At 70.9% G+C, this 23891-nt stretch carries 24 protein-coding genes and 3 tRNA genes; 5 read left to right on the forward strand and 22 right to left on the reverse strand.

All coding sequences use genetic code 11. The features are described from left to right. Positions 1-71: 71 nt before the first annotated feature. The gene (locus ACFZDI_RS04975; protein ID WP_391247743.1) at positions 72-1103 is read left to right on the forward strand and encodes an adenosine deaminase; all 1032 of its coding nucleotides are present in this window, start codon (positions 72-74) and stop codon (positions 1101-1103) included. Positions 1104-1512: 409 nt separating this feature from the next. Here ACFZDI_RS04975 and ACFZDI_RS04980 read toward each other — a convergent pair whose 3' ends face one another. The 9 genes from ACFZDI_RS04980 to ACFZDI_RS05020 all read right to left on the reverse strand — a co-directional run bounded on the left by ACFZDI_RS04980 (position 1513) and on the right by ACFZDI_RS05020 (position 6732). After that, positions 1513-2568, reverse strand: a complete 1056-nt coding sequence (locus ACFZDI_RS04980; protein ID WP_234849671.1) for a UDP-N-acetylmuramate dehydrogenase — start codon at positions 2566-2568, stop codon at positions 1513-1515. Between the two features lie 97 nt (positions 2569-2665). Beyond that, the gene (locus ACFZDI_RS04985) at positions 2666-3046 is read right to left on the reverse strand and encodes a DUF3291 domain-containing protein (RefSeq protein ID WP_391247745.1); all 381 of its coding nucleotides are present in this window, start codon (positions 3044-3046) and stop codon (positions 2666-2668) included. 30 nt (positions 3047-3076) lie between these two features. Continuing rightward, positions 3077-4513, reverse strand: coding sequence for a DHA2 family efflux MFS transporter permease subunit (locus ACFZDI_RS04990; RefSeq protein ID WP_391247747.1), 1437 nt, complete (start codon positions 4511-4513; stop codon positions 3077-3079). A 92-nt stretch (positions 4514-4605) separates the two neighbouring features. Next, positions 4606-5160, reverse strand: coding sequence for a TetR family transcriptional regulator (locus ACFZDI_RS04995; RefSeq protein WP_391247749.1), 555 nt, complete (start codon positions 5158-5160; stop codon positions 4606-4608). 135 nt (positions 5161-5295) lie between these two features. Next, positions 5296-5724 carry a MaoC/PaaZ C-terminal domain-containing protein gene (locus ACFZDI_RS05000; protein WP_391248049.1) on the reverse strand — a complete coding sequence of 143 codons (429 nt, stop codon included), beginning with the start codon at positions 5722-5724 and terminating at the stop codon, positions 5296-5298. A gap of 8 nt (positions 5725-5732) precedes the next feature. Next, positions 5733-6185, reverse strand: coding sequence for a MaoC family dehydratase N-terminal domain-containing protein (locus tag ACFZDI_RS05005; RefSeq protein WP_361109479.1), 453 nt, complete (start codon positions 6183-6185; stop codon positions 5733-5735). Between the two features lie 100 nt (positions 6186-6285). After that, positions 6286-6450 carry a 50S ribosomal protein L33 gene (rpmG, locus tag ACFZDI_RS05010; RefSeq protein WP_003948671.1) on the reverse strand — a complete coding sequence of 55 codons (165 nt, stop codon included), beginning with the start codon at positions 6448-6450 and terminating at the stop codon, positions 6286-6288. Positions 6451-6539: 89 nt separating this feature from the next. Continuing rightward, positions 6540-6612: transfer RNA gene (locus ACFZDI_RS05015), tRNA-Met, on the reverse strand. Between the two features lie 47 nt (positions 6613-6659). Further along, positions 6660-6732 (reverse strand) — tRNA-Thr (locus ACFZDI_RS05020). A gap of 387 nt (positions 6733-7119) precedes the next feature. On the opposite strand from ACFZDI_RS05020, the gene ACFZDI_RS05025 reads away from it, so the two are divergent. Next, a complete protein-coding gene (locus ACFZDI_RS05025) occupies positions 7120-8379 on the forward strand; it encodes an amidohydrolase family protein (RefSeq protein WP_234849677.1) in 1260 nt (419 codons plus the stop codon). A gap of 164 nt (positions 8380-8543) precedes the next feature. After that, on the forward strand, positions 8544-9200 hold the full coding sequence (locus ACFZDI_RS05030; RefSeq protein ID WP_234846132.1) for an NAD(P)H-binding protein: 657 nt from the start codon (positions 8544-8546) through the stop codon (positions 9198-9200). Positions 9201-9228: 28 nt separating this feature from the next. Here the strand turns inward: ACFZDI_RS05030 and ACFZDI_RS05035 are convergent, their stop codons facing one another. From ACFZDI_RS05035 to ACFZDI_RS05050, 4 genes are all read right to left on the reverse strand, one after another. Continuing rightward, positions 9229-9441, reverse strand: a complete 213-nt coding sequence (locus ACFZDI_RS05035) for a hypothetical protein (protein WP_361109488.1) — start codon at positions 9439-9441, stop codon at positions 9229-9231. Positions 9442-9696: 255 nt separating this feature from the next. Further along, a complete protein-coding gene (gene rox, locus ACFZDI_RS05040; RefSeq protein WP_391247752.1) occupies positions 9697-11139 on the reverse strand; it encodes a rifampin monooxygenase in 1443 nt (480 codons plus the stop codon). Positions 11140-11470: 331 nt separating this feature from the next. Next, a complete protein-coding gene (locus tag ACFZDI_RS05045; protein WP_234846128.1) occupies positions 11471-12298 on the reverse strand; it encodes a hypothetical protein in 828 nt (275 codons plus the stop codon). Positions 12299-12541: 243 nt separating this feature from the next. Then, a tRNA-Tyr gene (locus ACFZDI_RS05050) sits at positions 12542-12623 on the reverse strand. 220 nt (positions 12624-12843) lie between these two features. Between ACFZDI_RS05050 and ACFZDI_RS05055 the strand changes: the two genes are divergently transcribed. Next, on the forward strand, positions 12844-13332 hold the full coding sequence (locus tag ACFZDI_RS05055) for a YajQ family cyclic di-GMP-binding protein (RefSeq protein WP_033309004.1): 489 nt from the start codon (positions 12844-12846) through the stop codon (positions 13330-13332). Positions 13333-13441: 109 nt separating this feature from the next. Here ACFZDI_RS05055 and ACFZDI_RS05060 read toward each other — a convergent pair whose 3' ends face one another. Next, positions 13442-13708: a GlsB/YeaQ/YmgE family stress response membrane protein gene (locus ACFZDI_RS05060; RefSeq protein ID WP_234846066.1), complete on the reverse strand. Its 267-nt coding sequence runs from the start codon at positions 13706-13708 to the stop codon at positions 13442-13444. A 193-nt stretch (positions 13709-13901) separates the two neighbouring features. On the opposite strand from ACFZDI_RS05060, the gene ACFZDI_RS05065 reads away from it, so the two are divergent. Further along, positions 13902-15158, forward strand: a complete 1257-nt coding sequence (locus tag ACFZDI_RS05065) for an amino acid permease (RefSeq protein WP_391247754.1) — start codon at positions 13902-13904, stop codon at positions 15156-15158. A 308-nt stretch (positions 15159-15466) separates the two neighbouring features. On the opposite strand, the gene ACFZDI_RS05070 is transcribed toward ACFZDI_RS05065, so the two are convergent. From ACFZDI_RS05070 to ACFZDI_RS05105, 8 genes are all read right to left on the reverse strand, one after another. Then, the gene (locus tag ACFZDI_RS05070) at positions 15467-15859 is read right to left on the reverse strand and encodes a YccF domain-containing protein (RefSeq protein ID WP_234846064.1); all 393 of its coding nucleotides are present in this window, start codon (positions 15857-15859) and stop codon (positions 15467-15469) included. Further along, positions 15856-16719 (reverse strand): zinc metalloprotease HtpX, encoded by an 864-nt coding sequence (htpX, locus tag ACFZDI_RS05075; RefSeq protein WP_234846062.1) that lies wholly within the window; start codon positions 16717-16719, stop codon positions 15856-15858. The genes ACFZDI_RS05070 and htpX overlap by 4 nt, the downstream gene beginning before the upstream one ends. Before the next feature lie 280 nt (positions 16720-16999). Beyond that, positions 17000-18523, reverse strand: a complete 1524-nt coding sequence (locus ACFZDI_RS05080; RefSeq protein ID WP_391247757.1) for a proton-conducting transporter membrane subunit — start codon at positions 18521-18523, stop codon at positions 17000-17002. Next, positions 18520-20094, reverse strand: coding sequence for an NADH-quinone oxidoreductase subunit M (locus ACFZDI_RS05085; RefSeq protein WP_391247758.1), 1575 nt, complete (start codon positions 20092-20094; stop codon positions 18520-18522). The genes ACFZDI_RS05080 and ACFZDI_RS05085 overlap by 4 nt, the downstream gene beginning before the upstream one ends. Positions 20095-20100: 6 nt before the next feature. Continuing rightward, complete coding sequence (locus tag ACFZDI_RS05090; protein ID WP_391247760.1) at positions 20101-22095, reverse strand: NADH-quinone oxidoreductase subunit L; 1995 nt, start codon at positions 22093-22095, stop codon at positions 20101-20103. After that, complete coding sequence (gene nuoK, locus ACFZDI_RS05095; protein WP_391247762.1) at positions 22092-22490, reverse strand: NADH-quinone oxidoreductase subunit NuoK; 399 nt, start codon at positions 22488-22490, stop codon at positions 22092-22094. The genes ACFZDI_RS05090 and nuoK overlap by 4 nt, the downstream gene beginning before the upstream one ends. Next, positions 22490-23182, reverse strand: coding sequence for an NADH-quinone oxidoreductase subunit J (locus tag ACFZDI_RS05100; protein ID WP_391247764.1), 693 nt, complete (start codon positions 23180-23182; stop codon positions 22490-22492). Before ACFZDI_RS05100 ends, nuoK begins: the two co-directional genes overlap by 1 nt. Then, on the reverse strand, positions 23179-23889 hold the full coding sequence (locus ACFZDI_RS05105; RefSeq protein WP_391247766.1) for a 4Fe-4S binding protein: 711 nt from the start codon (positions 23887-23889) through the stop codon (positions 23179-23181). The genes ACFZDI_RS05100 and ACFZDI_RS05105 overlap by 4 nt, the downstream gene beginning before the upstream one ends. Positions 23890-23891: the final 2 nt, after the last annotated feature.

The raw sequence follows: 23891 nt of genomic DNA on the forward strand, positions 1-23891 counted from the left end.
GTTTGTGCGAGCAAGACCACTAAAGGGGAAACGGCTACCGGGACGGCTGAGACGTACGGCAGGATCCTGGGATGGAGCGTGAACGTGATGTCTCTGAGCTGCCGAAAGCCCATCTGCACCTGCACTTCACCGGGTCGATGCGGCCCTCGACCGTGCTGGAACTGGCCGACAAGTACGGGGTGCGGCTGCCCGACGCGCTGACCGAGGCGCTGGTCGGCGGGGAGCCGCCGAGACTGCGGGCGACGGACGAACGGGGCTGGTTCCGCTTCCAGCGGCTGTACGACGCGGCGCGCTCGTGCCTGCGGAAGCCGGAGGACATCCAGCGGTTGGTGCGGGAGGCCGCGGAGGAGGACCTGCGGGACGGGTCGGGGTGGCTGGAGATCCAGGTCGACCCGACGTCGTACGCGCCGCGGCTGGGCGGGCTGATCCCGGCGCTGGAGATCATCCTGGACGCGGTGGAGACGACGTCGCGGGAGACCGGGCTCGGGATGCGGGTGCTGGTCGCGGCGAACCGGATGAAGCACCCGCTGGATGCGCGGACGCTGGCGCGGCTGGCGGCGCGGTACGCGGACCGGGGGGTCGTCGGGTTCGGGCTGTCGAACGACGAGCGGCGGGGGATGGCGCGGGACTTCGACCGGGCGTTCGGGATCGCCCGGGAGGCCGGGCTGTTGTCGGCGCCGCACGGGGGTGAGCTGGCCGGGCCGTCGTCGGTGCGGGACTGTCTGGACGACCTGGGGGCGCACCGGGTGGGGCACGGGGTGCGGGCGGCGGAGGATCCGCGGCTGATGAAGCGACTGGCGGACCGGCAGGTGACGTGCGAGGTGTGTCCGGCGTCGAACGTGGCGCTGGGGGTGTATGAGAAGCCGGAGGACGTGCCGCTGCGGACGTTGTTCGAGGCGGGGGTGCCGTTGGCGCTGGGCGCGGATGATCCGTTGCTGTTCGGATCGCGGTTGGCGGCGCAGTACGAGATCGCTCGGCGGCATCACGGGTTCACGGACGCGGAGCTGGCGGAGGTGGCGCGGCAGTCGGTACGGGGGTCGGCGGCGCCGGAGGATGTGAAGACGAAGCTGCTGGCGGGGGTGGACGACTGGCTGGCGTCGTAGCACGGGTGCGGGTGCCCGCGCCTGACGCCGGGTGCTGGGTCCCTGCCGCGCCGTACGCCTGCGCCTGACGCTGGGTGGTGCGTCCTGCCTGCGCCTGACGCCGGGTGGTGCGTCCCGCCTGCGCCTGACGCCGGGTGGTGCGTCCCGCCTGCGCCTGACGCCGGGTGGGGGTCGGGGCCGCGTCGGGGGGTGTCCGTCCTCGGAACGGCGCGATGGGCTTGCGCGCCGACTGACTGTTCGTTGACGCGCCAACCGCTGCGGGCGGACACCCCCCGACACGTCCCCTTCTCGCCGTACGCGGGTGCGGGTGCGTCGGGGCTCGCCCTGGCTGCGGGCATGCGTGCCGCTGCGGGCGGCACGGGTGGGCGCGTTGCGGACCCACCCGGCCTCCGGACCGACGCCGCCGTACCTACAGGCTGACTCCGACCGTCACCGGCTCGTTGACCAGCGTGATGCCGAACGCCTCGTGGACTCCGGCCACGACCTCGCGGGCCAGGGTGAGGAGATCCTCGGTGGTCGCACTCCCCCGGTTCGTCAGCGCCAGCGTGTGCTTCGTCGAGATGCGCGCCGGTCCCTCGCCGTAGCCCTTCGTGAAGCCCGCCTTGTCGATCAGCCAGGCCGCGGAGGTCTTGGTACGGCCCTCGCCGGCGGGGTAGGCCGGGGGCTCCGCCTCGTCGCCGAGCCGGTCGCGGACCCGTGCGCGGAACGTCTCGAAGTCCGTGTCCGTGAGGATCGGGTTGGTGAAGAAGGAGCCCGCCGACCAGGTGTCGTGGTCCTCGGGGTCCAGGACCATGCCCTTGCCGGCGCGCAGCTTGAGCACCGTCTCGCGGGCCTGCGCGAGGGGCACGCGGTCGCCCGGTTCCACACCGAGGGCGCGAGCCGTCTCGGCGTACCGGAGGGGGGCGGACAGGCCCTCGGCGTCCTCCAGGGAGAAGCGGACGCGCAGGACGACGTAGCGCTCGGGGTCCGACTTGAAGCGGCTGTGCCGGTAGGAGAAGGCGCACTCCTCGTTGGAGAGCGTGACCGTCTCGCCGGTGCGGCGGTCATAGGCGACGACCTCGGTGATCGTCGCGGAGACCTCCTGGCCGTACGCCCCGACGTTCTGGATGGGCGTCGCGCCCGCCGAGCCGGGGATGCCGGCCAGGCACTCGATGCCGGCCAGGCCCGCCTCGACCGTGCGGGCGACCGCGTCGGTCCAGATCTCGCCGGCCGCGAGCTCCAGGCTCGTGCCGTCGAGGGAGAAGCCCTTCGTGGCGATCAGGAGGGCGGTGCCGTCGAAGCCCTTGTCGCCGATGACCAGGTTCGAGCCACCGCCGATGAGCAGCAGCGGGGTGCCCGTCTCGTCGGCTTCGCGGACGGCGGCGATCACCTCGTCGTCCGTCGTGGCGGTGATCAGCCGGGTCGCGGGGCCGCCCAGGCGGAAGGTCGTCAGCGGGGCGAGGGGGGCGTCGTGGAGTTCCTGCACGGGCCCAAGCGTACGAGACGGCACCGACGGCGTCGGGCACGCCTGGGTGCGGCCCCCTTCCGGGAGGGAAGGGGGCCGCACGCACGCGTGGTGGTGGTCAGGGCAGGCGGCGGAGCGCCTCGGACCAGGAGAGGGGGAGGTCGTCGCTGCTCGCCTGCCAGGTGGTGTACGCCGAGTCCTTCATCTGCGGGGCCAGGCCCCTGGAGGCCGGGCCGTGGGTGCCCGAGCGGGCGAAGGCGTGCAGGGCGTCCTTGGACTCCCAGGCGGACAGGGTCCAGAAGGTGCGCTTCAGGGGCGCGGCCTTCAGGGTGGCTCCGTAGGCGCCGGGGCTGCGGCGGATCTGCCGCCAGACGGCGGGCGTCCCGGCGAGGAACCTCAGGGCTCCCCACAATGTCCGGGTCTCGAAGCGGGAGGCGAAGACGTACACCTCGGTGCCGTGGGGCGGGGTGTTCGGGACGGTCCAGGGAAGGGTGGGCATGCCACGTCTCCTTGTCGGGGTCCGGCGGGATCAGTGGGCAGCCGTTTCCAGGACCGGTGCCGGTTCGGCCGGGGCGGACTGCTCTTCGGTGCGCCGCCGGGTCGGGATCAGCAGGGCGGCGATGCCGGCGACGGCGACCACCGCGGAGCCCGTGACCAGGGCGGGCCGCATGCCGTCGACGAAGGTCTGGCCGGTCTCGTAGCCGCCCTGGGCGGCGAAGATCGAGGCCATGACCGCGATGCCGAGCGCCCCGCCGACCTCGCGCAGGGCGTTGTTGGCGCCGGAGGCGATGCCCTGCTCCGTGGGACGGACGCTGGACATCACCAGGTGCGAGGCGGGGGCGAAGAACAGTGCCATGCCGATGCCGCTGATGATCAGGGCGGGCAGCTGGACCGTGTAGGAGGCGTCGACCGTGGCCACCACCGCCATGTAGCCGAGGCCCAGGGACTGCAGGAACAGGCCCGCCGCGACGACCGGGCGGCCGCCGATGCGGTCGGCCAGGATGCCGGCGATCGGGGCGACCAGCATCGGCATGCCGGTCCAGGGCAGCATCCTCAGGCCCGCCTCGGTGGGCGAGTAGCCGAGTACGCCCTGCATGTACTGGCTGAGCAGGAAGATCGAGCCGAACATGCCGAGGAACATCAGCAGGCTCGCCGCGTTGATGCCGGCGAAGGCCCGGGAGCGGAACAGCCGCATCGGGAGCATGGGGTTCTTGGCGCGGGTGCTGTAGAGGATGAAGCCGACGAGCAGGGCCCCGCCCGCGAACAGCCCGGTCAGCACGAGGGACGTGGTCCAGCCGTCGGCGGGGCCGCGGACCAGGCCGTAGACGATGCCGAAGAGGCCGCCGCTGGCGAGCAGGGTGCCGGGGACGTCGAGTGGGGCTCCCGTGCCGTGGGACTCGGCGAGGCGGAGGCGGGCGAGGGGCAGCAGGGCCAGGCCGAGCGGGACGTTCAGCCAGAAGATCCACTGCCAGGAGATGTGTTCGGTGAGGCTGCCGCCGACGAGCGGCCCGGAGGCGACGGCGAGTCCGTTGACGGCGCCCCAGATGCCGTAGGCCATGCCGCGCTTGGCGACGGGCACGGCGGCGGTCAGCAGGGTGAGCGTCAGCGGCATCATCACCGCCGCGCCGGCGCCCTGGACGGCGCGGGCGGCGATGAGCGAGTCGATGCCGGGCGCCATCGCGGCGGCGGCCGAGGCGCCGGTGAAGACGGTGATGCCCGCGATGAAGAGCCGCCGACGGCCGAAGCGGTCGCCGAGGGCCGCGCCGAACATCAGCAGGACGGCGAAGGTGAGCGTGTAGGCGCTCACGGTCCATTCCAGGTCGTGCAGTCCGCCGCCGAGGTCATTGCGGATGGAGGGCAGGGCGGTGGTGACGACGAGGTTGTCGAGGGCCGCCATGAATCCGGCGACGCTGGTGATGACGAGGGCCCAGGCGGCTCCCCCGCGACGTGCGGTCTGCTGTGACATCGCTCCCCCATGGAGTGTGTGCCGTGATCGATTAGTTATTGATTACTAACTTTCGAGGTCATGAAAACGGTCTGCCTCCTGGCCCTGTTGTGTCAGCTGTCGGAACCCGGCACACCCAGTCCTGCCCAGACCCGGTGATCGGCCGGGAAACCCATGGCCACCAGGCAGTTGATGAGCATGCCCTGGGCCAGGAAGGTCGTCGTCTCGTGGGCGTCGGCGCCCAGCGGCAGGTGGATGGTGTCCCACAGCCGCATCCAGCCCGTGCGGACGGCTTCGCCGAACTCACGGTCGCCCTCCTCCTCGGCGGCCGCGACGGCGAGGTACATCTGCATCTGCATCATCAGCCGCTCGGGCTGTTCGGAGATGGTCTCGACGTACGCGGCACCCATGGCGTGGCGGGCTTCCTCACCCTCCAGCCCTTCGGCCGCCTCCGCGAACATCCGGATGGTGTCCTCGACGCACCGCTCGGCCGCCGCCAGGAAGATCGCCTTCTTGCCCGGGAAGAGCCGAAAGAGGTAGGGCTGCGAGACGCCGACCCGGCGGGCGATCGCCTCGGTCGAGGTGCCGTGGTAACCACCGCGGGCGAACTCGGTCGTCGCGGCCCGGATGACGCTCTCGCGCCGCTCTTCCGCACTCATCCTTGCCATGGAAATGAAGTTAGTGCTCAATCACTAACTATGTCAAGGAGTGGTCTGCCCGATCATGCGTGCGGAGTTGGCCGGGCCCATGTGTAAGGGGCGCCCCACCGTGGTGAGCGCCCCTTACGTGATGTCGCGGCCGGCTCAGGCCAGTCGGACGACCGCCCGGGACATGCCCAGCACCTTCTGTCCGGCGCTGGTCGCCGTCAGGTCCACGCGGACGGTGTTGTCGTCGAGCTTGGCGGCGACCTTGCCGACCACCTCGATCACGGCGCCCTGGTCGTCGTTCGGGACGACGACCGGCTTGGTGAAGCGGACGCCGTACTCGACGACCGCGCCCGGGTCTCCGGCCCAGTCGGTGACCACCCGGATCGCCTCGGCCATGGTGAACATGCCGTGCGCGATCACGTCCGGCAGGCCGACCTCCTTGGCGAACTTCTCGTTCCAGTGGATCGGGTTGAAGTCGCCGGAGGCACCCGCGTACTGCACGAGGGTCGCGCGGGTCACGGGGAAGGTCTGCGCGGGCAGTTCGGTGCCGACCTCGACGTCGGCGTAGGAGATCTTCGCGGTCATGGGGTCGCTCACGCCTCCTCGGCCGCGCGGGCCACGAGCTTGGTCCAGGCGGTCACGACGTGCTCGCCGGCCTCGTCGTGCACCTCGCCGCGGATGTCGACGATGTCGTTGCCCGCGAGGGACTTGATCGCCTCGATGGTCGAGGTGACCGAGAGCCGGTCGCCGGCACGGACCGGGCGGCGGTAGGCGAACTTCTGGTCGCCGTGCACGACGCGGCTGTAGTCCAGGCCGAGCTGGGGGTCTTGGACGACCTCTCCGGCGGCCTTGAAGGTGATCGCGAAGACGAAGGTCGGCGGGGCGATCACGTCGGGGTGACCGAGTGCCTTGGCGGCCTCCGCGTCCGTGTACGCCGGGTTGGCGTCCCCGACCGCCTCGGCGAACTCACGGATCTTCTCCCGGCCCACCTCGTACGGCGCGGTGGGCGGGTACGTCCGCCCCACGAAGGACTGGTCGAGCGCCATGGCCCGGCACCTCCTGGTAGCTCTACTGATCGGTACGGATACCTCAACGACGCGAGGCCGCCCCCGATCACTCGGGAACGGCCTCGCGTACGAGCCTGATTTATCGCGTCTCGCGGTGCGCGGTGTGCGCGTTGCAACGCGGGCAGTGCTTCTTCATCTCAAGACGGTCCGGGTTGTTACGCCGGTTCTTCTTGGTGATGTAGTTCCGCTCCTTGCACTCCACGCAGGCCAGCGTGATCTTCGGGCGGACGTCGGTGGCAGCCACGTGAGTGCTCCTAAGACGAACGGATGGACTATTTAACGCAAGAAAGAGTAGCCGATCGAAGGACCGACCCCGCAATCGGCTACTGTGAGTAGCGGTGACCGGACTTGAACCGGTGACACAGCGATTATGAGCCGCTTGCTCTACCGACTGAGCTACACCGCTTTGATGTGGTCCGGACCCCGCCTTGCGACGGGAGCCAGTCACACCAGAGCCCCAAAACGGAATCGAACCGTTGACCTTCTCCTTACCATGGAGACGCTCTGCCGACTGAGCTATTGGGGCGAGCGATGAAGACATTACACGCTCGCCCGCCGTTCGCCCAAATCCGTTTCGAGGCCCCCGCCCCGGACGCCCGGCCCGTCCTCCCGGCAGCCTCGTGCACGCCTCCCGTCCCATGCGCGGACCGTCTTCCGGTCCGTGAGCGGGTCGCCTCCTGACCCGTGGGAGGGGTGCCTCCTGGCCCACGCAGGGCGCCCCCTGGCCCATGGAGGTCGCCCCCTGGCCCAGGCAGGTCGCCTCCTGACCCATGGGGGGGCCGCCGGCGATCCGGGCGGACCACGCCGGTACGACTATTGCGCTCCTCCCGGCCGGGGGCGTGGGGCCGCCCTAGGCTCGTCTCACTCTGCGTGATCACGCGTCCTCCCGTGCAGCCCGAGCCCCTGGAGTGCGATGCCCGACAGCCGGCCGCAGCCACCACCGCCACCGTCGTCCTCGCCGGGTCCGGCCGACCCGTCGTCGCTGCTGCTGTGCGGGGCGCGGCTCACCGACGGCAGGACCGTGGACGTACGGCTGGGCGGCGGGCGCATCGAGGCGGTCGGCACGGCAGGAAGCCTGCGAGCGGGCGGCACGCGCGCGTGCGGGACGCGTGTGGACCTCAGCGGCTATCTGCTGCTGCCGGCTCCGGCCGAGCCGCACGCCCATGCCGACACGGCCCTGTCGGCCGACACCGGGGGTCCCGTCTCCTACGAGCCGCAGGACGTCCAGCGCCGGGCGACGGAGGCCGCACTGCTCCAGCTCGGACACGGTGCGACGGCGCTGCGGGCACATGTGCGCATCGGGGACGTGCAAGGGCTCGGCGCTCTGGCGGCCGTGCTGCAGGCGCGGCGGGCGCTGCGCGGGCTGGTGGAGCTGACGACGGTGGCGGTGCCCCGGGTGCTGACCGGGGTGGCCGGCGCGGACGGGCTGGCGATGCTGCGGGACGCGGTGAAGATGGGCGCCTCGGTGGTGGGCGGCCGACCGGACCTCGACCCCGATCCGACGGGGTACGTGGAGGCGGTCCTGGAGCTGGCCTCCGAGCACGGCTGTCCCGTCGACCTGCACACGGACGCCGGGGACCCGGCCCGACTGGCCCGGCTCGCGGCGATGGCGGGCGGGCTGCGCCCCGGGGTGACCCTCAGCCCGTGTGGCGACCTCGGCCGGCTGCCCTCCGAGGTGGCCTCGCGGGCGGCCGACCAACTCGCCGCGGCCGGGGTGGCCGTGGCGTGCCTGCCGCAGGGCGGCTGCGGCGGCGTGGACCGGCGCGGGGCGGCTCCGGTACGGCTGCTGCGCGCGGCCGGGGTGCGGGTGGCCGCCGGGAGCGGGGCACTGCGGGACGTGTCCAACCCGGTGGGGCGCGGCGACCCGCTGGAGGCGGCCTTCCTGCTGGCGTCGCGCTATGGGCTGCCGCCCGAGGAGGCGTACGAGGCGGTGAGCTCCTCGGCGCGGGCGGTGCTGGGGCTGCCGGTGGTGCGGGTGGAGGCGGGCTTTCCGGCCGAGTTGCTCGCAGTGCGCGGGGAACGGCTCGCGGGGGTGCTGTCCCTGGCGTACAGCCGGATCGTCGTGCACGAGGGGCGCGTGGTGGCGCGGACCAGCGCGGTGCGGGAGTACTGCAGCTCGGCGGCGTCGGTCGAGCTGGGGCTGCCGCGGCAGGGGCGGGGTGAGGCGCCGTAGGGGGTGAGGTTGGGTGGGGTGCGTTGGCGGGATGCCGTAGGGGCTGCGGTGGGGGTGGGCTGGGTGAGGTGCTGTAGGACGCGTGGGGGGATGCCGTAGGGGTTGCGGCGGAGCGGGCTCGAGTCGTGCGGCGGACGGTGCTGTCGAGGCGTACGGTCGAAGGCATGCGCATTGTCATCGCTGGTGGTCATGGTCAGATCGCGTTGCGGCTGGAGCGGCTGCTCGCCGCGCGCGGGGATGAGGTAGCGGGGATCATCCGGAAGGCAGAACAGGCCGACGACCTGCGGCAGGCCGGTGCCGAACCGGTCGTGCTCGACCTGGAGTCGGCGTCCGTGGAGGAGGTCGCGGAGCAGCTCAGGGGCGCCGACGCGGCGGTCTTCGCGGCGGGCGCGGGCCCGGGCAGCGGGGCCACCCGGAAGGACACGGTGGACAAGGCCGCGGCGGTCCTCTTCGCGGACGCTGCGGTGAGCGCGGGGGTGCGGCGCTTCGTGATCGTGTCGTCCATGGGCGCCGACCCGCGCCACCAGGGCGACGAGATCTTCGACGTGTATCTGCGCGCCAAGGGCGAGGCGGACGCGTACGTGCGCGGGCTGGACGCCCTGGACTGGACGATCCTGCGCCCCGGTCAGCTCACCGACGACGCCGGAACCGGCCTCGTACGGTTGGAGGCCCGGACAGGCCGCGGCCCGATCCCGCGCGACGACGTGGCCGCCGTACTGGCGGAGCTGGTGGAGACCCCGGCCACGGCCGGACTCACGCTGGAGCTGATCAGCGGGTCGGCGCCGGTGTCGGTGGCGGTCAAGTCGGTTGCGGGGAACTGAGGTTCGCCGTCAGCCGCCCGAGCGCGCTCTAGAACAGGGGCAGTTGGCCGGGGAAGTCCGGGACCGTGTAGCCGTCCAGGGACGGTTGTTCCGGGCCGGGGCGCGCCGGGCGGCGGGAGCCCGGGCACGAGGTGAGTTCGCCGTGCTCGCGGGCGCCGGGCGGGTCGTGGCGCGCGTACCGCCCGGCGACGACGGCGATCTCGCGGCGGCACTCGGGGCAGAGTCTGCGGCGGGAGGACATGGGGTCAGTGTGCCGCGTGGGCGGGCCGGCCATGCCTCTCCCCTGCGGCGCTGTCGCCAGGCGTGGACGACTACGACATCGAACTGGCCCACGCCGACGGCGAGTAGACGGTCCGGGGGGGCTGGGGCACGCGGGTGGGGTTGCGCGGGTCGGGTTGCGGGGATGCCCCAATCCCGACGACCTGCGGGGCTTCGGCCGTACGAAGGCGGTGCAGCCGGTGCAGCCAGTTCTGTTGGTTCAGCCGGTGCAGCCAGTTCAGCCGGTGCAGCCGGTTGCCGGGCCGAACCACCTCGGCAGCCGGTCGAGTAGCTCCCGCTGGTCGTCGCCGACCCAGGCCACGTGCCCGTCCGGTCGCAGCAGCACCGCGGGCACGTCGAGGTCCTCGCTGGCGTCGACGACATGGCCGACCCGGTCCGACCAGCCCGCCACCGAGAGCCGGCCACCAGTCTGGTCGAGCAGCAGTCCTCGCCCGTCGCGCATCCGCTCGTAGAGGCGGCCCCGCTGCAAGCGCACGTCCCGCAGCCGCCTGCCGAGGAGTTCGTGGCCCTCGCCGCAGTCGTAGCGGACGTCGATCGCGGTGACCTTCTCGATCAGGTACCGGTTCACTTCCTCGAAGTCCATCAGCTCCGCCAGCAGTCGGCGCACGGCCTGCGGCCCCGGCTCGGGTGCCAGCAGGTGCATCTGCGCACGGGTGTTGTCCAGGACGGAGGCGGCCACCGGGTGGCGTTCGGAGTGGTAACTGTCCAGCAGGCCCCCCGGAGCCCGGCCGCGCAGCTCGGCGGCCAGCTTCCAGCCGAGGTTGAACGCGTCCTGGATGCCGAGGTTGAGCCCCTGCCCACCGGTCGGCGGGTGGATGTGCGCGGCGTCGCCGGCCAGCAGGACGCGGCCCGTGCGGTAACGCTCGGCCTGCCGGGTGGCGTCACCGAAACGGGAGAGCCAGCACGGGGAGTGCACACCGAGGTCGGTCCCGGCGTACTTCCGCAACTGCTGCCTGAACTCGTCGAAGGTCGGCGGGACCGTCCGGTCCTCGGCCACTCCCTCGGCGGGCACGATGACGCGATGCACGCCGTCCCGCACCGGCATGGCGCCGAACCGGAAGTGGGTCCTGCGAACCTCCGCCATCACGGCCGCCAGTTCCTCCGGCGACGCGGCCACCTCCATCTCGCCCATCAGCGTCTCGACCCTGGACGGCTCGCCGGGAAAGCCGACGCCGAGCAGCTTCCGCACCGTGCTGCGACCGCCGTCACATCCGATGAGATAGCGGGCGCGCAACCGTGTGCCGTCCGCGAGTCGGGCCGTCACACCGTCGTCGTCCTGGGTCAGCCCGACCAGTTCGCAGCCGCGCCGGATCTCGGCGCCGAGTTCGGTGGCGTGCTCGGCGAGCAGACGATCGGTGGCGGGCTGCGGGATGCCGAGGACGTACCCGTGCGCGGTGTCCAGCCGCGCGGGTGACGGCTTGGCGAGGCCGGCGAAGAAGCCGCCGAGCGGGTGCTTGGTGCCCTCGGCGAGAAAGCGCTCCAGCAAACCGCGCTGGTCGAGCACCTCGATGCTGCGCACGTGCAGACCGAGTGCGCGCACGTACGCGGCCGGTTCGGCCTCCCTCTCCAGCACGAGCACACGCCGCACGCCGTGCAGCCGCAGTTCCCCGGCCAGCATCATTCCGGTCGGACCACCGCCGGTGATGACCACATCGATCAAGGAAGACCCCAATGTCGCCCGTTTCTGGCTTCGGAGCGAAGATTCTGCGGCACCAAGGGGGTCTTGCCGCAAGGTCCCCCCTGCGCTATACGTTGAGAGTGGCAAGGAGCTGATGAGCCCTTGCCTTTCCCTATGGGCGCCGGCCGCTTCTTCTCTGAGGTCTTTCTCCGTGCCGCCGACGCTTTTGTCTCACTGCGCATCGGGCCGGAATCCTGCCTCCGCCACGCTTTCGGCCCCTTCGTGACGCCCCCCGCGTGGATGTAACGGCAGGTCAGGACGTCCAGGGGCCTGGGGAGACGGGGCGCGGGATCCCGACCCGTCGCTGTCTACGTCAGCGCACGTCGACGTAGTCGGCCGCACTGGTGGCGACGCCGGTCGTGGAATTGCCGTAATAGACCCAGCGGTACGAGCCGTCGACGGATGCGGTGACCGTGGTCTTCAGTCCCCCGGTGCTGCTGGTGGTGGACTTCTTGACCGTCTTGAAGGTGTCACTGCCCTTGGCACGGAATTGCAGGCTCACCGTACGGCCGCTGTAGGCGTCGTACTTCTTGGTGCTCCAGTTCGCCCGGGTCAGTTTGCCGGTGACGGTGACTGTCTTGCCCTTGGTGACGGGCTCCGGCGAGGCGTTGGTGGTGGCCTTGGCCGCGCGCTTGAGCTGGGCGGTGGTGGACCGCGTCTCCAGTTCGCCGGTCTTGAGGCCGCCGTCGGCCTTCCACAGCTTCAGTGAGACGCCGACCTTCCAGGTCGTGGCGTCGCTGTTGGAGTCGACGTGCTCCTGGCTCGGGTGCGGGTCGATGTAGAGGGCGCCCTCGCAGCGAGCGTGCTTGGCGTCGGTCTCGTAGCAGGTGTAGCTGCCCGGCTGGATGAAGTTCTCACCCGTGTCGGCCGCGGTCTCGATGCTGCCCCGGTAGAGGAAGGGGTAGGCGTCGTAGCGGGAGGGGTCCGCGGTGCTGTAGCCGGAGGGCAGTGCGATGGCGAAGCTGATCGACGGCTCCACCACCTTCGACGTGCCGACGACGATCGGCTTGCCGTTGTTGATGACGATGTCCGACACGGTGATACCGGTGTCCGCCGCCTGAGCGGCCGGCGCGTTCAGCACCGAGAGCCCCAGCGCCCCCACGAGCGTGGCCACCGCGACGGTTCGTCTGCCTGTTTTCATTGCACCTCTTCAGGAGGATGGCGTTACAAGAGGCGGCAGCGTATCTGACGCGTCCATGCCCTCCACCTGGCGAACTGGAGTGATCATGCTCACCTGGGCGACGTACGCCGCTCGGAGGCGGGGCGCGAGTAGTACGAGGTCGGACGCGTCCACGCCCGGTCCCTCATGGGAGCACCAGGACGGGACAACGAAAAACCCCCTCAGATCAGGTGACTACCTGATCTGAGGGGGTCTTCCCCAGTGTGGCGGCGCCAGGATTCGAACCTGGGAAGGCTGAGCCGGCAGATTTACAGTCTGCTCCCTTTGGCCGCTCGGGCACACCGCCGGGGTTGCTGCCCTTCGAACCGCTCTTCGGCGGTGCTCCGTGGCAACGACGTAAACAATACCTGATGCCGAGGGGTGCTTCGCCACCCGATTGATCGGCGCTCCGTCGGCCGCGGGTGGCTAGGCTGGTCCGGATGCGGCCCATGACCCGAACGGGCCCTGCGGCCGCCCGCATACGCCGGTACGCACGATACGCACCCTGATACAAGGAGCCACAGGACATGGCCGACTCCAGTTTCGACATCGTCTCGAAGGTCGAGCGGCAGGAGGTCGACAACGCACTCAACCAGGCCGCCAAGGAGATCTCACAGCGCTACGACTTCAAGGGCGTGGGTGCCTCGATCTCGTGGTCCGGTGAGCAGATCCTCATGGAGGCGAACTCCGAGGACCGGGTGAAGGCCATCCTCGACGTCTTCCAGTCCAAGCTGATCAAGCGGGGCATCTCGCTGAAGGCCCTGGACGCGGGCGAGCCCCAGCTCTCCGGCAAGGAGTACAAGATCTTCTCGTCGATCAAGGAGGGCATCTCCCAGGAGAACGCGAAGAAGGTGGCGAAGACCATCCGTGACGAGGGCCCCAAGGGCGTGAAGGCGCAGGTGCAGGGCGAGGAGCTGCGGGTCAGCTCCAAGAGCCGTGACGATCTGCAGGCCGTCATCACCCTGCTGAAGGGCAAGGACTTCGACTTCGCGATGCAGTTCGTGAACTACCGGTAGGTCTTGTCCCCGGGCTGCCGCCCGCACGGATACAAGAGGGGTGGGCACTACCGGTGCCCGCCCTTCGTCGCGTCTTCCGGCGGCCGTGCGGACGCACCGGGACGCGGGGTCAGTCGCGCGAGTGGCCGAACAGAAGGCGGTAGGCGATCAGGAGGACGAGCGATCCGCCGACCGCCGCCGCCCACGTCGCACCGTCGTAGAAGCCCTTGGTGATCGGGTGGTCCATCCAGCGGGCCGATATCCAGCCGCCTATGAACGCGCCAGCGATGCCGATCAGGGTGGTGCCGATGAGACCGCCCGGGTCGCGCCCGGGCAGCAGGAACTTCGCGATGGCTCCGGCCAACAGTCCCAGGATGATCCAGCTGATGATGGTCATGCCGTGAACCTGCCCTTTCACGCTGTGCCCGCACCGTCCCGGCCGTGTGATCTTGCCTTCGGCAGGCCGGGCCCATGCGTCGTTCGTCCGGCGTCCCGGGCGCGGCTTCCTCGCCACGCACATTCACACCGTGTTGGTGGGGAGGACGCTCCGCCCGCATCCACCGGTTGCGCTGATCAGTAGGGTGCGGTTCATGACAGCTTCCGGTCCCGGCCTGCGCCGCACCCTCGGCGTGGGCGACGCAGTCGTCATCGGACTCGGCTCGATGGTGGGAGCCGGGATCTTCGCCGCCCTCGCGCCGGCCGCGCGCGCCGCCGGCACCGGGCTGCTCCTCGGCCTCGCCGTCGCCGCCGTGGTCGCGTACTGCAACGCCATGTCGTCGGCGCGTCTCGCCGCCTTGTACCCGGCCTCGGGCGGCACGTATGTGTACGGGAGGGAACGGCTCGGCCGGTTCTGGGGGTATCTCGCCGGGTGGTCGTTCGTGGTCGGGAAGACGGCCTCCTGTGCGGCGATGGCGCTCACCGTGGGGACGTACGTCTGGCCGGAGCAGGCGCACGCGGTGGCGGTCGCGGCCGTGGTGGTGCTGACCGCGGTGAACTATGGCGGTGTCCAGAAGTCCGCGTGGCTGACGCGGCTGATCGTGGCGCTGGTCCTGGCTGTCCTCGCTTCCGTGGTGGTGGTGTGCCTGTCGTCGGGTGAGGCCGATGCCGGGCGGCTGGACATCGGGGCCTCGGGCGGGGCCGACGGGGTCTTGCAGGCGGCCGGTCTGCTGTTCTTCGCCTTCGCCGGGTACGCCCGGATCGCGACCCTCGGCGAGGAGGTGCGGGATCCGGTACGCACCATTCCGCGCGCGATTCCGCTGGCGCTGGGCATCGCGCTGGTGATCTACGTGTGTGTGGCGGTGGCTGTCCTTTCCGTACTGGGGCCGGATGGTCTCGGGGACGCGACGGCGCCGCTGGCCGACGCGGTGCGCGCGGCGGGGGCGCCGTGGCTGGTGCCGGTGGTGCGGATCGGTGCGGCGGTGGCCGCACTGGGCTCGCTGCTCGCGCTGATCCTGGGGGTGTCGCGGACGACGCTCGCCATGGCACGGGACCGGCATCTGCCGGGAGTGCTGGCCTCCGTGCATCCGCGGTTCCAGGTGCCGCACCGGGCTGAGCTGGCCGTGGGTGCGGTGGTCGCGGTCCTGGCCGCCACGGTGGACGTCCGGGGCGCGATCGGGTTCTCCTCCTTCGGTGTGCTGGCGTACTACGCCGTGGCCAATGCGTCGGCATGGACGCTGTCTTCGGCGCCGGCGGCACGGGTGGTGCCCGCGGTGGGACTCGCCGGATGCGTGGTGCTGGCGTTCTCGCTGCCCGGGATGTCGGTGGCGGTGGGCGCGGGGGTGCTGGCGGTCGGAGTGGTTGCGTACGCGGCGCGGCGGTGGATGCAGGGCGGGGCGGGGAAGGGCTAGGGCGGCCGGCTCTGTGCCGGTGGGGGAAGGGCTGGGGCGCCCGGCTCTGTGCCGATAGGGGAAGGGCTGGGGCGGGCGCGACCCTGTGCCGGTAGGGGAAGAGCTAGGGCGGGCGGCCCTGTGCCTGGGCCGGTGGCCAGGGGCTCGAAGTGTGTTTTCCCGTGGACGGGTTGTAAGGCGCGTCCGTGACTCGGGGCGGCAACTGCTCGTTCGCGGTCATGGGTTCATCATGCAGGCCGCCGCCGACAACCGGGCCGGCCTGTGGATAACCCCTGACCTGTGGACACCGGAGGGCCGGTTTCCCTCCGTCAGCGCACCGCGAACGGCTCGTTCGTCCGCACGATGTCGCGGCCGAGCGGGAACAACGAGACCGGGATGAGCTTGAAGTTGGCGATACCCAGCGGGATACCGATGATCGTGAGGCACAAGGCGATGCCGGTGGTGATGTGGCCGAGGGCGAGCCACCAGCCCGCGAGCACGAGCCACAGCACGTTCCCCACGCAGGAGGGCGCGCCCGCGTCGTGGCGCTCGATCGTCGTGTACCCGAAGGGCCACAGGGCGTAGACGCCGATCCGGAAGGCCGCGATGCCGAACGGGATGCCGATGATGGTGATGCACAGCAGCAGGCCCGCGAGCATGTAGGCGAGGAACAGCCAGAAGCCGCTCAGGACGAGCCATATGACGTTGAGTACGGTCCTCACTGGTTCCCACCTGCCATCTGCTCGAGCCGGGCGATGCGTTCCGCCATCGGCGGGTGTGTGGAGAACATCTTCGAGAGGCCCTGACCGGGCCGGAACGGATTCGCGATCATCATGTGGCTGGCGGTCTCGATGCGCGGTTCGGGCGGCAGCGGGAGCTGCTTCGTGCCGAGTTCGAGCTTGCGCAGGGCGCTGGCCAGGGCGAGCGGGTCTCCGGTGAGCTGGGCTCCGGAGGCATCCGCCTGGTACTCACGGGAGCGGCTGATGGCGAGTTGGATGATCGAGGCGGCCAGCGGTCCGAGGATCATGATCAGCAGCATGCCGAGCAGACCGGGGCCGTCGTCGTCGTCCGAGCGTCCGATGGGGATCAGCCAGGCGAAGTTGACCAGGAACATGATGACTGAGGCGAGGGCGCCCGCGACCGACGAGATGAGGATGTCGCGGTTGTAGACGTGGCTGAGTTCGTGACCGATGACGCCGCGCAGCTCCCGCTCGTCCAGCAGCCGCAGGATGCCGTCGGTGCAGCACACGGCGGCGTTGCGTGGGTTGCGTCCCGTGGCGAAGGCGTTGGGTGCTTCCGTCGGGGAGATGTACAGGCGTGGCATGGGCTGTCGGGCCTGGGTGGAGAGCTCGCGGACCATGCGGTAGAGCGCAGGAGCCTCGAACTCGCTCACCGGACGGGCGCGCATCGCCCGCAGTGCCAGTTTGTCGCTGTTCCAGTACGCGTACGCGTTGGTGGCCAGTGCTACCAGGACGGCGATGACGAGCCCCATGCGGCCGAAGAAGCTGCCGATGACGATGATGAGTGCGGACAGTCCTCCCAGGAGGATCGCTGTCCTGAGCCCGTTGTGCCGGCGGTGCACGGTACGCCCTCCTAGTGGTGCGGCAGGGGGACCTTTGCTTGCTGTGTCTGCGGTGCCACTGGTGCCGCGTCGTCACGTCCAGTGGACCGTCCCGTACTGGTCAACGCCAGGCGGGAGGTTCGAGTTCCCTGGTGCGTGGGGCAGCCGGTGTGGGCCGTCCGGGGTGACGGCACGGGGAGACGGCGCGCGCGTGGGAGGGCGAGTGCCCGCACGCGCGCGGTGTAAGCGGACGGTGTGAACGGTCGGTTCTCGTGAGGGTCGGCCCTGCCCGGAACGGGCTTCAGAAGAGTCCGGTGTCGGTGAAGCGCAGGACCAGCTGGGGGGCGCCGGACAGAGCGATGCCGAGGACCCCGGTCAGAGCGATCGCGGCGGTGACCGGGCCGGGAACGCGGTGTTTCTCCGGTTCCCCCTCGGGTGCGCGGAACAGCAGGGCCGTCCACTGGAGGTAGTAGAACAGCGCGATGACGACGTTGACGGCCATGACCACGGCCAGCCAGCCGAGGCCGGCGTCGACGGCCGCGGAGAAGACGGTGACCTTGGCGAAGAGACCGATGATGCCCGGCGGCAGTCCGGCGAGGCAGAGCAGGAAGAACGCCAGGAGCAGCGCGGACAGGGGGCTGGAGGCGTACAGGCCGCGGTAGTCGGCGACTCGGTTCAGGACCTTCGTCCGGCCGACGAGCGCGGCCACGGCGAAGGCTCCGAGGTTCACGGCGCCGTACATCAGGGCGTAGGCGACGGTGGAGCCGATCGATTTCTCGGCGTCCCCGGAGTACGCGGCGGCGGCGATCGGCACCAGGAGGTAGCCGGCCTGGCCGACGGAGGACCAGGCGAGCAGCCGTACCGCGCTGTACGCGCGCGTGGCCTGCTGGCGCAGGGCGCCGACGTTGCCGACGGTCATGGTGAGCGCGGCCAGGGCTGCCAGGGCGGGGCCCCAGACGTCGGCGTACGAGGGGAGGGCCACGACCGTGACGAGGATGAGGCCGCTGAAGCCGACCGCCTTGCCGATGACCGACAGGTAGGCCGCGATCGGCAGGGGCGCTCCGACGTAGGTGTCGGGCACCCAGAAGTGGAAGGGCACGGCGGCCGTCTTGAAGGCGAAACCGACGAGGGTGAGGACCACACCGGCCTGGGCGAGGGTGTGGAACTGCCCGTCGACGTGCTGGATGCGTTCGGCGACCTGGGTGAGGTAGAGGGTGCCCGTGGTGGCGTACACGAAGCTGATGCCCATCAGGCTGACCGCCGTCGCGGTGACCGAGGACAGGAAGAACTTCAGGGCCGCTTCTGAGGACTTCCGGTCGCCGTACCTGAGGCCGACCAGCGCGAAGGCGGGCAGCGAGGCGACCTCGAGGGCGACGATCAGGGTCGCGAGGTCGCGGGAGGCGGGCAGCAGGGCGGCTCCAGCCGCGGAGGACAGCAGCAGGAACCAGTACTCGCCCTCGGGGAGGTCCTTGCGGGCGTCCTTCAGGGCGGTGACGGACAGGAGGGCGGCGAGGAGGGCGCCGCCGAGGACCAGGAACTGGATGACCAGGGTGAAACGGTCGGCCGTGTAGCTGCAGACGGCGGCGTCGCCGGTCAGGCAGAAGGTGTTGCGGTCGCCGTCGAGGAGGGGCAGCAGCATCGCCGTGGCGGCGGCCAGGCCGGCCACCGACGTCCAGCCGAGCAGGGCCTTGCGGTGCTCGGCGACGAACAGGTCGGCGACCAGGACGACGAGTCCGACGACCGCGGCGATGGTGGGCGGAGCGATGGCGAGCCAGTCGACGGACTGGACCAGCGACGCCGCCAGTGGCTGGGCCGGGGAGCTCATCGGGTGCCTCCTGCGAGGAGCTGCTGGACGGCCGGGTCGCTCAGGCCGAGGAGGGCCCTGGGCCACAGGCCCGCGACGACGGTGAGGATGACGAGCGGGGTCCACGCGGCGAACTCGTAGGAACGGACGTCGGTGAGGGTCGGGGCGTCCTGGGGCAGGGCGCCCATGCAGACCCGGCGGACCACGATCAGCAGGTATGCGGCCGTCAGCAGGGTGCCGAACGCGCCGATCGCCATGAAGGTGAGGAAGGCCGCGCGGTTGAGGCCTTCGGCGGGTCGGAACGCGCCGAACAGGGCCAGCATCTCGCCCCAGAAACCGGCCAGGCCCGGCAGGCCGAGCGAGGCGACGGCGGCGAACGCGAGCAGGCCGCCGAGGCGCGGGGCCTTGCCGTAGAGGGCGGCGCCGGTCTCCTCGGCGAGGGTGTCGAGGTCGGTGGTGCCGGTGCGGTCCTTCAGGGCGCCGACCAGGAAGAAGAGCAGGCCGGTGATGAGGCCGTGGGCGATGTTGGCGAACAGGGCGCCGTTCACGCCGGTCGGGGTCATCGTGGCGATGCCGAGCAGGACGAAGCCCATGTGGCCGACGGAGGAGTAGGCGATGAGGCGCTTGAGGTCGCCCTTCGCGCCTTGCTTGGCGAGGGCCAGGCAGGCCAGGGATCCGTAGATGATGCCGACGACGGCGAGGGCGGCGAGGTAGGGCGCGAAGGTGCGGAAACCGTCCGGCGCGATGGGGAGCAGGATCCGGACGAATCCGTACGTACCCATCTTGAGCAGCACGCCGGCCAGGAGGACCGAGCCGACGGTGGGGGCGGCGGTGTGCGCGTCGGGCAGCCAGCTGTGCAGCGGCCACATCGGCGTCTTCACCGCGAGCCCGATCCCGATCGCCAGAACGGCGATGACCTGCACGGATGCGGTGAGTGACCGGCCGTTGTCAGTGGCGAGTGCCATCATGTCGAACGTGCCCGCCTTGATCCCGATCAGGAGCAGGCCGAGCAGCATGACCACGGATCCGAGCAGCGTGTAGAGGATGAATCGCCAGGCTGCCCGGCTCCGGTCCTCGCCGCCCCAGCGGGCGATGAGGAAGTACATCGGGATGAGGACCATCTCGAAGGCGAGGAAGAACAGCAGCAGGTCCAGTACGGCGAAAGTCGCGAGCGTGCCGCCCTCGAGGACGAGCAGCAGGGCGACGAAGGCCTTCGGGGCGGGGCCTTCGGGCATCTTGAAGTACGAGTAGAGCGCGCAGAGGAAGGTCAGCAGCGCGGTCAGGACCAGAAGGGGGAGGGAGATGCCGTCGACGCCGAGGTGGATGCGCACGTCGAGTGCGGGGATCCAGCTGATGTCGGTCGTGGCCTGCATCTTGGAGGGATGGTCGTGGTCGAAGCCGAGCGCGAGGACGATCGCGGCGATGAGGATCACGCCGGTCACGGTCACGCCGTGCCGGAGCACGGCCTGCTCGGGTGACTTCCCCTTCAGTCCGGGCGGAGCGGGCAGGAGAGCCGCGACGGCGCCGAGGAGCGGGCCGACGACGATGAATGCCAGAAGGAACTGCATCACGGACTCGTTGATATCGATCACGCCTGCTCACGCTCCCGTGGCGACGAGGACGGCGGCGACCGCGAGGACGACGGTGCCGGCGAGCAGCGCGCTCACATAGGTCTGGACGTTGCCGGTCTGGGCACGCCGTACGGCGGCGCCGAGCCAGCGGGGCAGCGCACCCGCACCACGGACGTAGGTCTCGACGACCTCGCGGTCGAGGAACCGGACGAGGCTCGCTCCGGCCTGGACCGGGCGGACGAAGAGGACCGTGTACACGGCGTCCAGATGGAAGCCGGCGGCCGCGTGGCGGTGCAGGGGGCCGAGCAGCAGCCGTCCCGGGTCGGCGGGATCGGGGGTGTAGGCGATGTCGCCGTAGGCCGGCTTGTGGGTGGCGATGGCTTCCGCCTCGACCTGGGCGGCGTCGCCCTCGGGGTGGGCCGCGACGGCGCCCAGGGGGACACGGGCCGCGAGGGCGGTGGTGTGCCGCCAGGCCGCGTAGGTGACGATGCCGCCGACCAGTGCCAGGCCCGTGCCGAGCACGGAGGTGGTCAGGGTGGGGCCGAGGTCGCGTCCGTCGAACCAGTCGGGCAGCAGGCGGAACGCGAATCCGCCCAGCGCCAGGGACGGGACGGCGAGGACCCACAGCACGACGGTCATCGTCAGCGGCTGCCTGCCGTGGTCGGGGGCTTCGGTTCCCCGGCCACAGAAGGCGAGCAGCCACAGGCGCATCGCGTAGGCGGCGGTGAGTACGGCCGTGAGCAGACCGGCGACGAGGACGATCCAGCCCGCGGCGGCGGGGGTGTGCTCGGTGTGTCCGGTGACGACGTGCTCGGCGACGCCGAGCACGGCCTCCTTGGAGAAGAAGCCGCTGAACGGCGGGATCGCGGCGAGCGCGAGCAGCGCCACGGTCATCGTCCAGTAGGCGTCGGGGATGCGGTCGCGCAGGTTCCGCATGCGGGACATGGCGGCGAGCGAGTTGGTGCCGGCGGCGTGGATGATCACGCCGGCCGCGAGGAACAGCAGCGCCTTGAAGGCGCCGTGGGACAGGAGGTGGAACACGGCGGCACCGCGGTCGCCCACGGCGAGGGCGCCGGTCATGTACCCGAGCTGGCCGATCGTCGAGTAGGCGAGGACGCGCTTGATGTCGTCCTGGGCGAGCGCGGCGAGCGCCGAGCCGGTCATCGTGACGGCGGCCATGACGGCGAGGACGACCATCGCGGCCTGGGAGGCCTCGAAGACCGGGAGGAGACGGGCGATGAAGTAGACACCGGCGGCGACCATCGTCGCGGCGTGGATCAGCGCGGAGACGGGGGTCGGGCCCGCCATCGCGTCGGGGAGCCAGGTGTGCAGCGGGAACTGCGCCGACTTGCCCGCCACACCGGCCAGGAGCAGCAGCGCGATCAGCGTCGGATGGTCGAGCCCGCCGCTCGCGACGGTGCCGAGGATCCGGGTGATGCGGAACGATCCGGCGTCGGTGGCCAGGGCGAACAGGCCGATGAGGAAGGGAACGTCGCCGAGCTTGGTGACCAGGAAGGCCTTGAGGGAGGCGGCGCGCGCCTCGGGGGTCTCCCAGTAGTGGCCGACCAGGAAGTAGGAGCAGATGCCCATGACCTCCCAGCCGACCAGCAGCACGATCAGGTCACCGGAGTAGACGACCAGGAACATCGCGGAGGTGAACAGCGAGACGAGGGCGGCGTAGGAGGGGTAGCGCGGGTCGTCGCGCAGGTAGCCCGTCGAGTAGATCTGCACGCAGGACGCGACGAGGCCGACCAGGACGGCGACGAGGGCGGCGAAGCCGTCGATGTGCAGGGCGAGCTCGATCGGGACAGAGCCGGTGGGGGTGAGTTCCGTGGCCGAGTCGACGGCCGCGCCGCCGCCCTGGCGTCCGGCGACCACCGCGGCGAGCACCAGGGAGGTGAGCGTCGGCAGGACGGCGAGCGGGCGGACGAAGCCGGGTGCCGTGCGGCCCAGCAGCAGGCCGGCGACGGCGCCGAGGAAAGGAAGGAGGGGGACGAGGGCGGCGAGGGTGGTCGTGGTCACGCGGTGGCCTCAGCCTTCTGGCCCTCGTCGGACCGCTCGGCCGTGAGGGCGTCGTGGTCGGGGCCGTCGGGGTCGTGCCGTTCGGCGGTGTCGCGGAGCTTGTCGATGTCCGCGGTGCCGCGGTTGCGGTGGACGGCGAGGACGATCGCCAGGCCGATGCCGATCTCCGCGGCGGCGATGGCGATGGTGAACAGGGTCAGGGCCTGGCCGGAGTGCAGGGTCTCCTCGGCGGCCCTGCTGAGCCAGACGTCGAAGGCGACCAGGTTGAGGTTGACGGCGTTGAGCATCAGCTCGACCGACATCAGGACCAGGATCGCGTTGCGGCGGGCGAGCACGCCGTACAGGCCCGTGCAGAAGAGCAGGGCGGAGAGGACGGCGGGGTAGGCGAGGTGCATCAGCGGGCCCCTTCCTGCTCGGAACGCCCCGCATTACCTGAACTCTCCGTGACGGTTCGGGAACTCTTGGTGGTGGCCGGGGCGTTCACGGGGGGAGAGCTCGACTCCGCCTTCGCCTTGCGGGACAGGACGATGGCGCCGACCAGGGCGGCGAGGAGGAGGACGGAGAGGGCCTCGAAGGGGAGCACCCAGTTCTGGAAGAGACTCGCGCCGGTGGCCTCGGTGGAGCCGGCGGCGGGACCGTCCAGGTCGATCCAGGTCGTGCGGAAGGCGTCGACGACGACCCAGACCAGGGCGGCGGCAGCGGCGACGGCCACGGCGAGGGCGGCCCAGCGGTTGCCGGAGTCGGCGTCCGGGGAGCGGCCGATGGGGGCTCTGGTGAGCATCAGACCGAACAGGAGGAGGACGACGACGGAACCGACGTAGATGAGGACCTGCACCCACGCGATGAACTCGGCGGTGAGCAGGAGGTACTCGACGGCGAGGCCGCCGAGGGTGACCACCAGCCACAGGGCGGCGTGCACCAGCTGCTTGGTGGTGACGGTGACGAGGGCCGCGCCGAAGGTCACCAGGCCGACGAGGAGGAAGGCGATCTCGACGCCGGTCGGGGAGAGGAAACCGTGGGTTTGTGCGGCGGCTCCGGTGGTGTGACCGGTCGCGAAGTAGGCAGCACTGCTTGCGGCGAGGATCATTCCGCGCCCTCCTGCCCCGGCTTGGGGTGACCCGGCATCGGATGACCTTGGTCAGGGCGATCCAGCTCCGGGCGGTCCGGCTTCGGCTGGTCGGTCTGCTGCTTGGAGTCGCCCTGGGGGCGGGTGGGCTGCTCGGCGGCTCGGGCCTGCTCGTCGGCGTGCGGTTCGGCGGCCGGCGGGGCCTGCTGGGCGGCCAGCTTGTCGGCGGCCTTGCGGGCGGCGGCGAGTTCCTTCGGCTCCTCCGCGCCGGGGTCGAGGGCCGGCGGGGCCGGGACGGTCCACATCCACTCGCGGAGCTTGTCGCGCTCGTGGGTGAGCTCACGGATGTCGGTCTCGGCGTACTCGAACTCGGGAGACCAGAACAGGGCGTCGAAAGGACAGACCTCGATGCAGATACCGCAGTACATGCACAGGGAGAAGTCGATGGCGAAGCGGTCGAGGACGTTGCGGCTGCGCTCGCGGCCGCCCGGAGCCGCCGGGGGGACCGTCTCCTTGTGGGAGTCGATGTAGATGCACCAGTCCGGGCACTCACGGGCGCACAGCATGCAGACCGTGCAGTTCTCCTCGAACAGGCCGATCACACCGCGGGTGCGGGGCGGGAGGTCGGGCTGGGCGTCCGGGTACTGCGCGGTGACGGACTTCTTCGTCATCGTGCGGAGGGTGACGGCCAGGCCCTTGGCGAGGCCACTGCCAGGAAGGGGGGCCATGG

Source organism: Streptomyces sp. NPDC007907 (genome assembly GCF_042959365.1).
In the GTDB taxonomy this organism is placed as follows: Bacteria; Actinomycetota; Actinomycetes; order Streptomycetales; family Streptomycetaceae; genus Streptomyces; species Streptomyces indiaensis.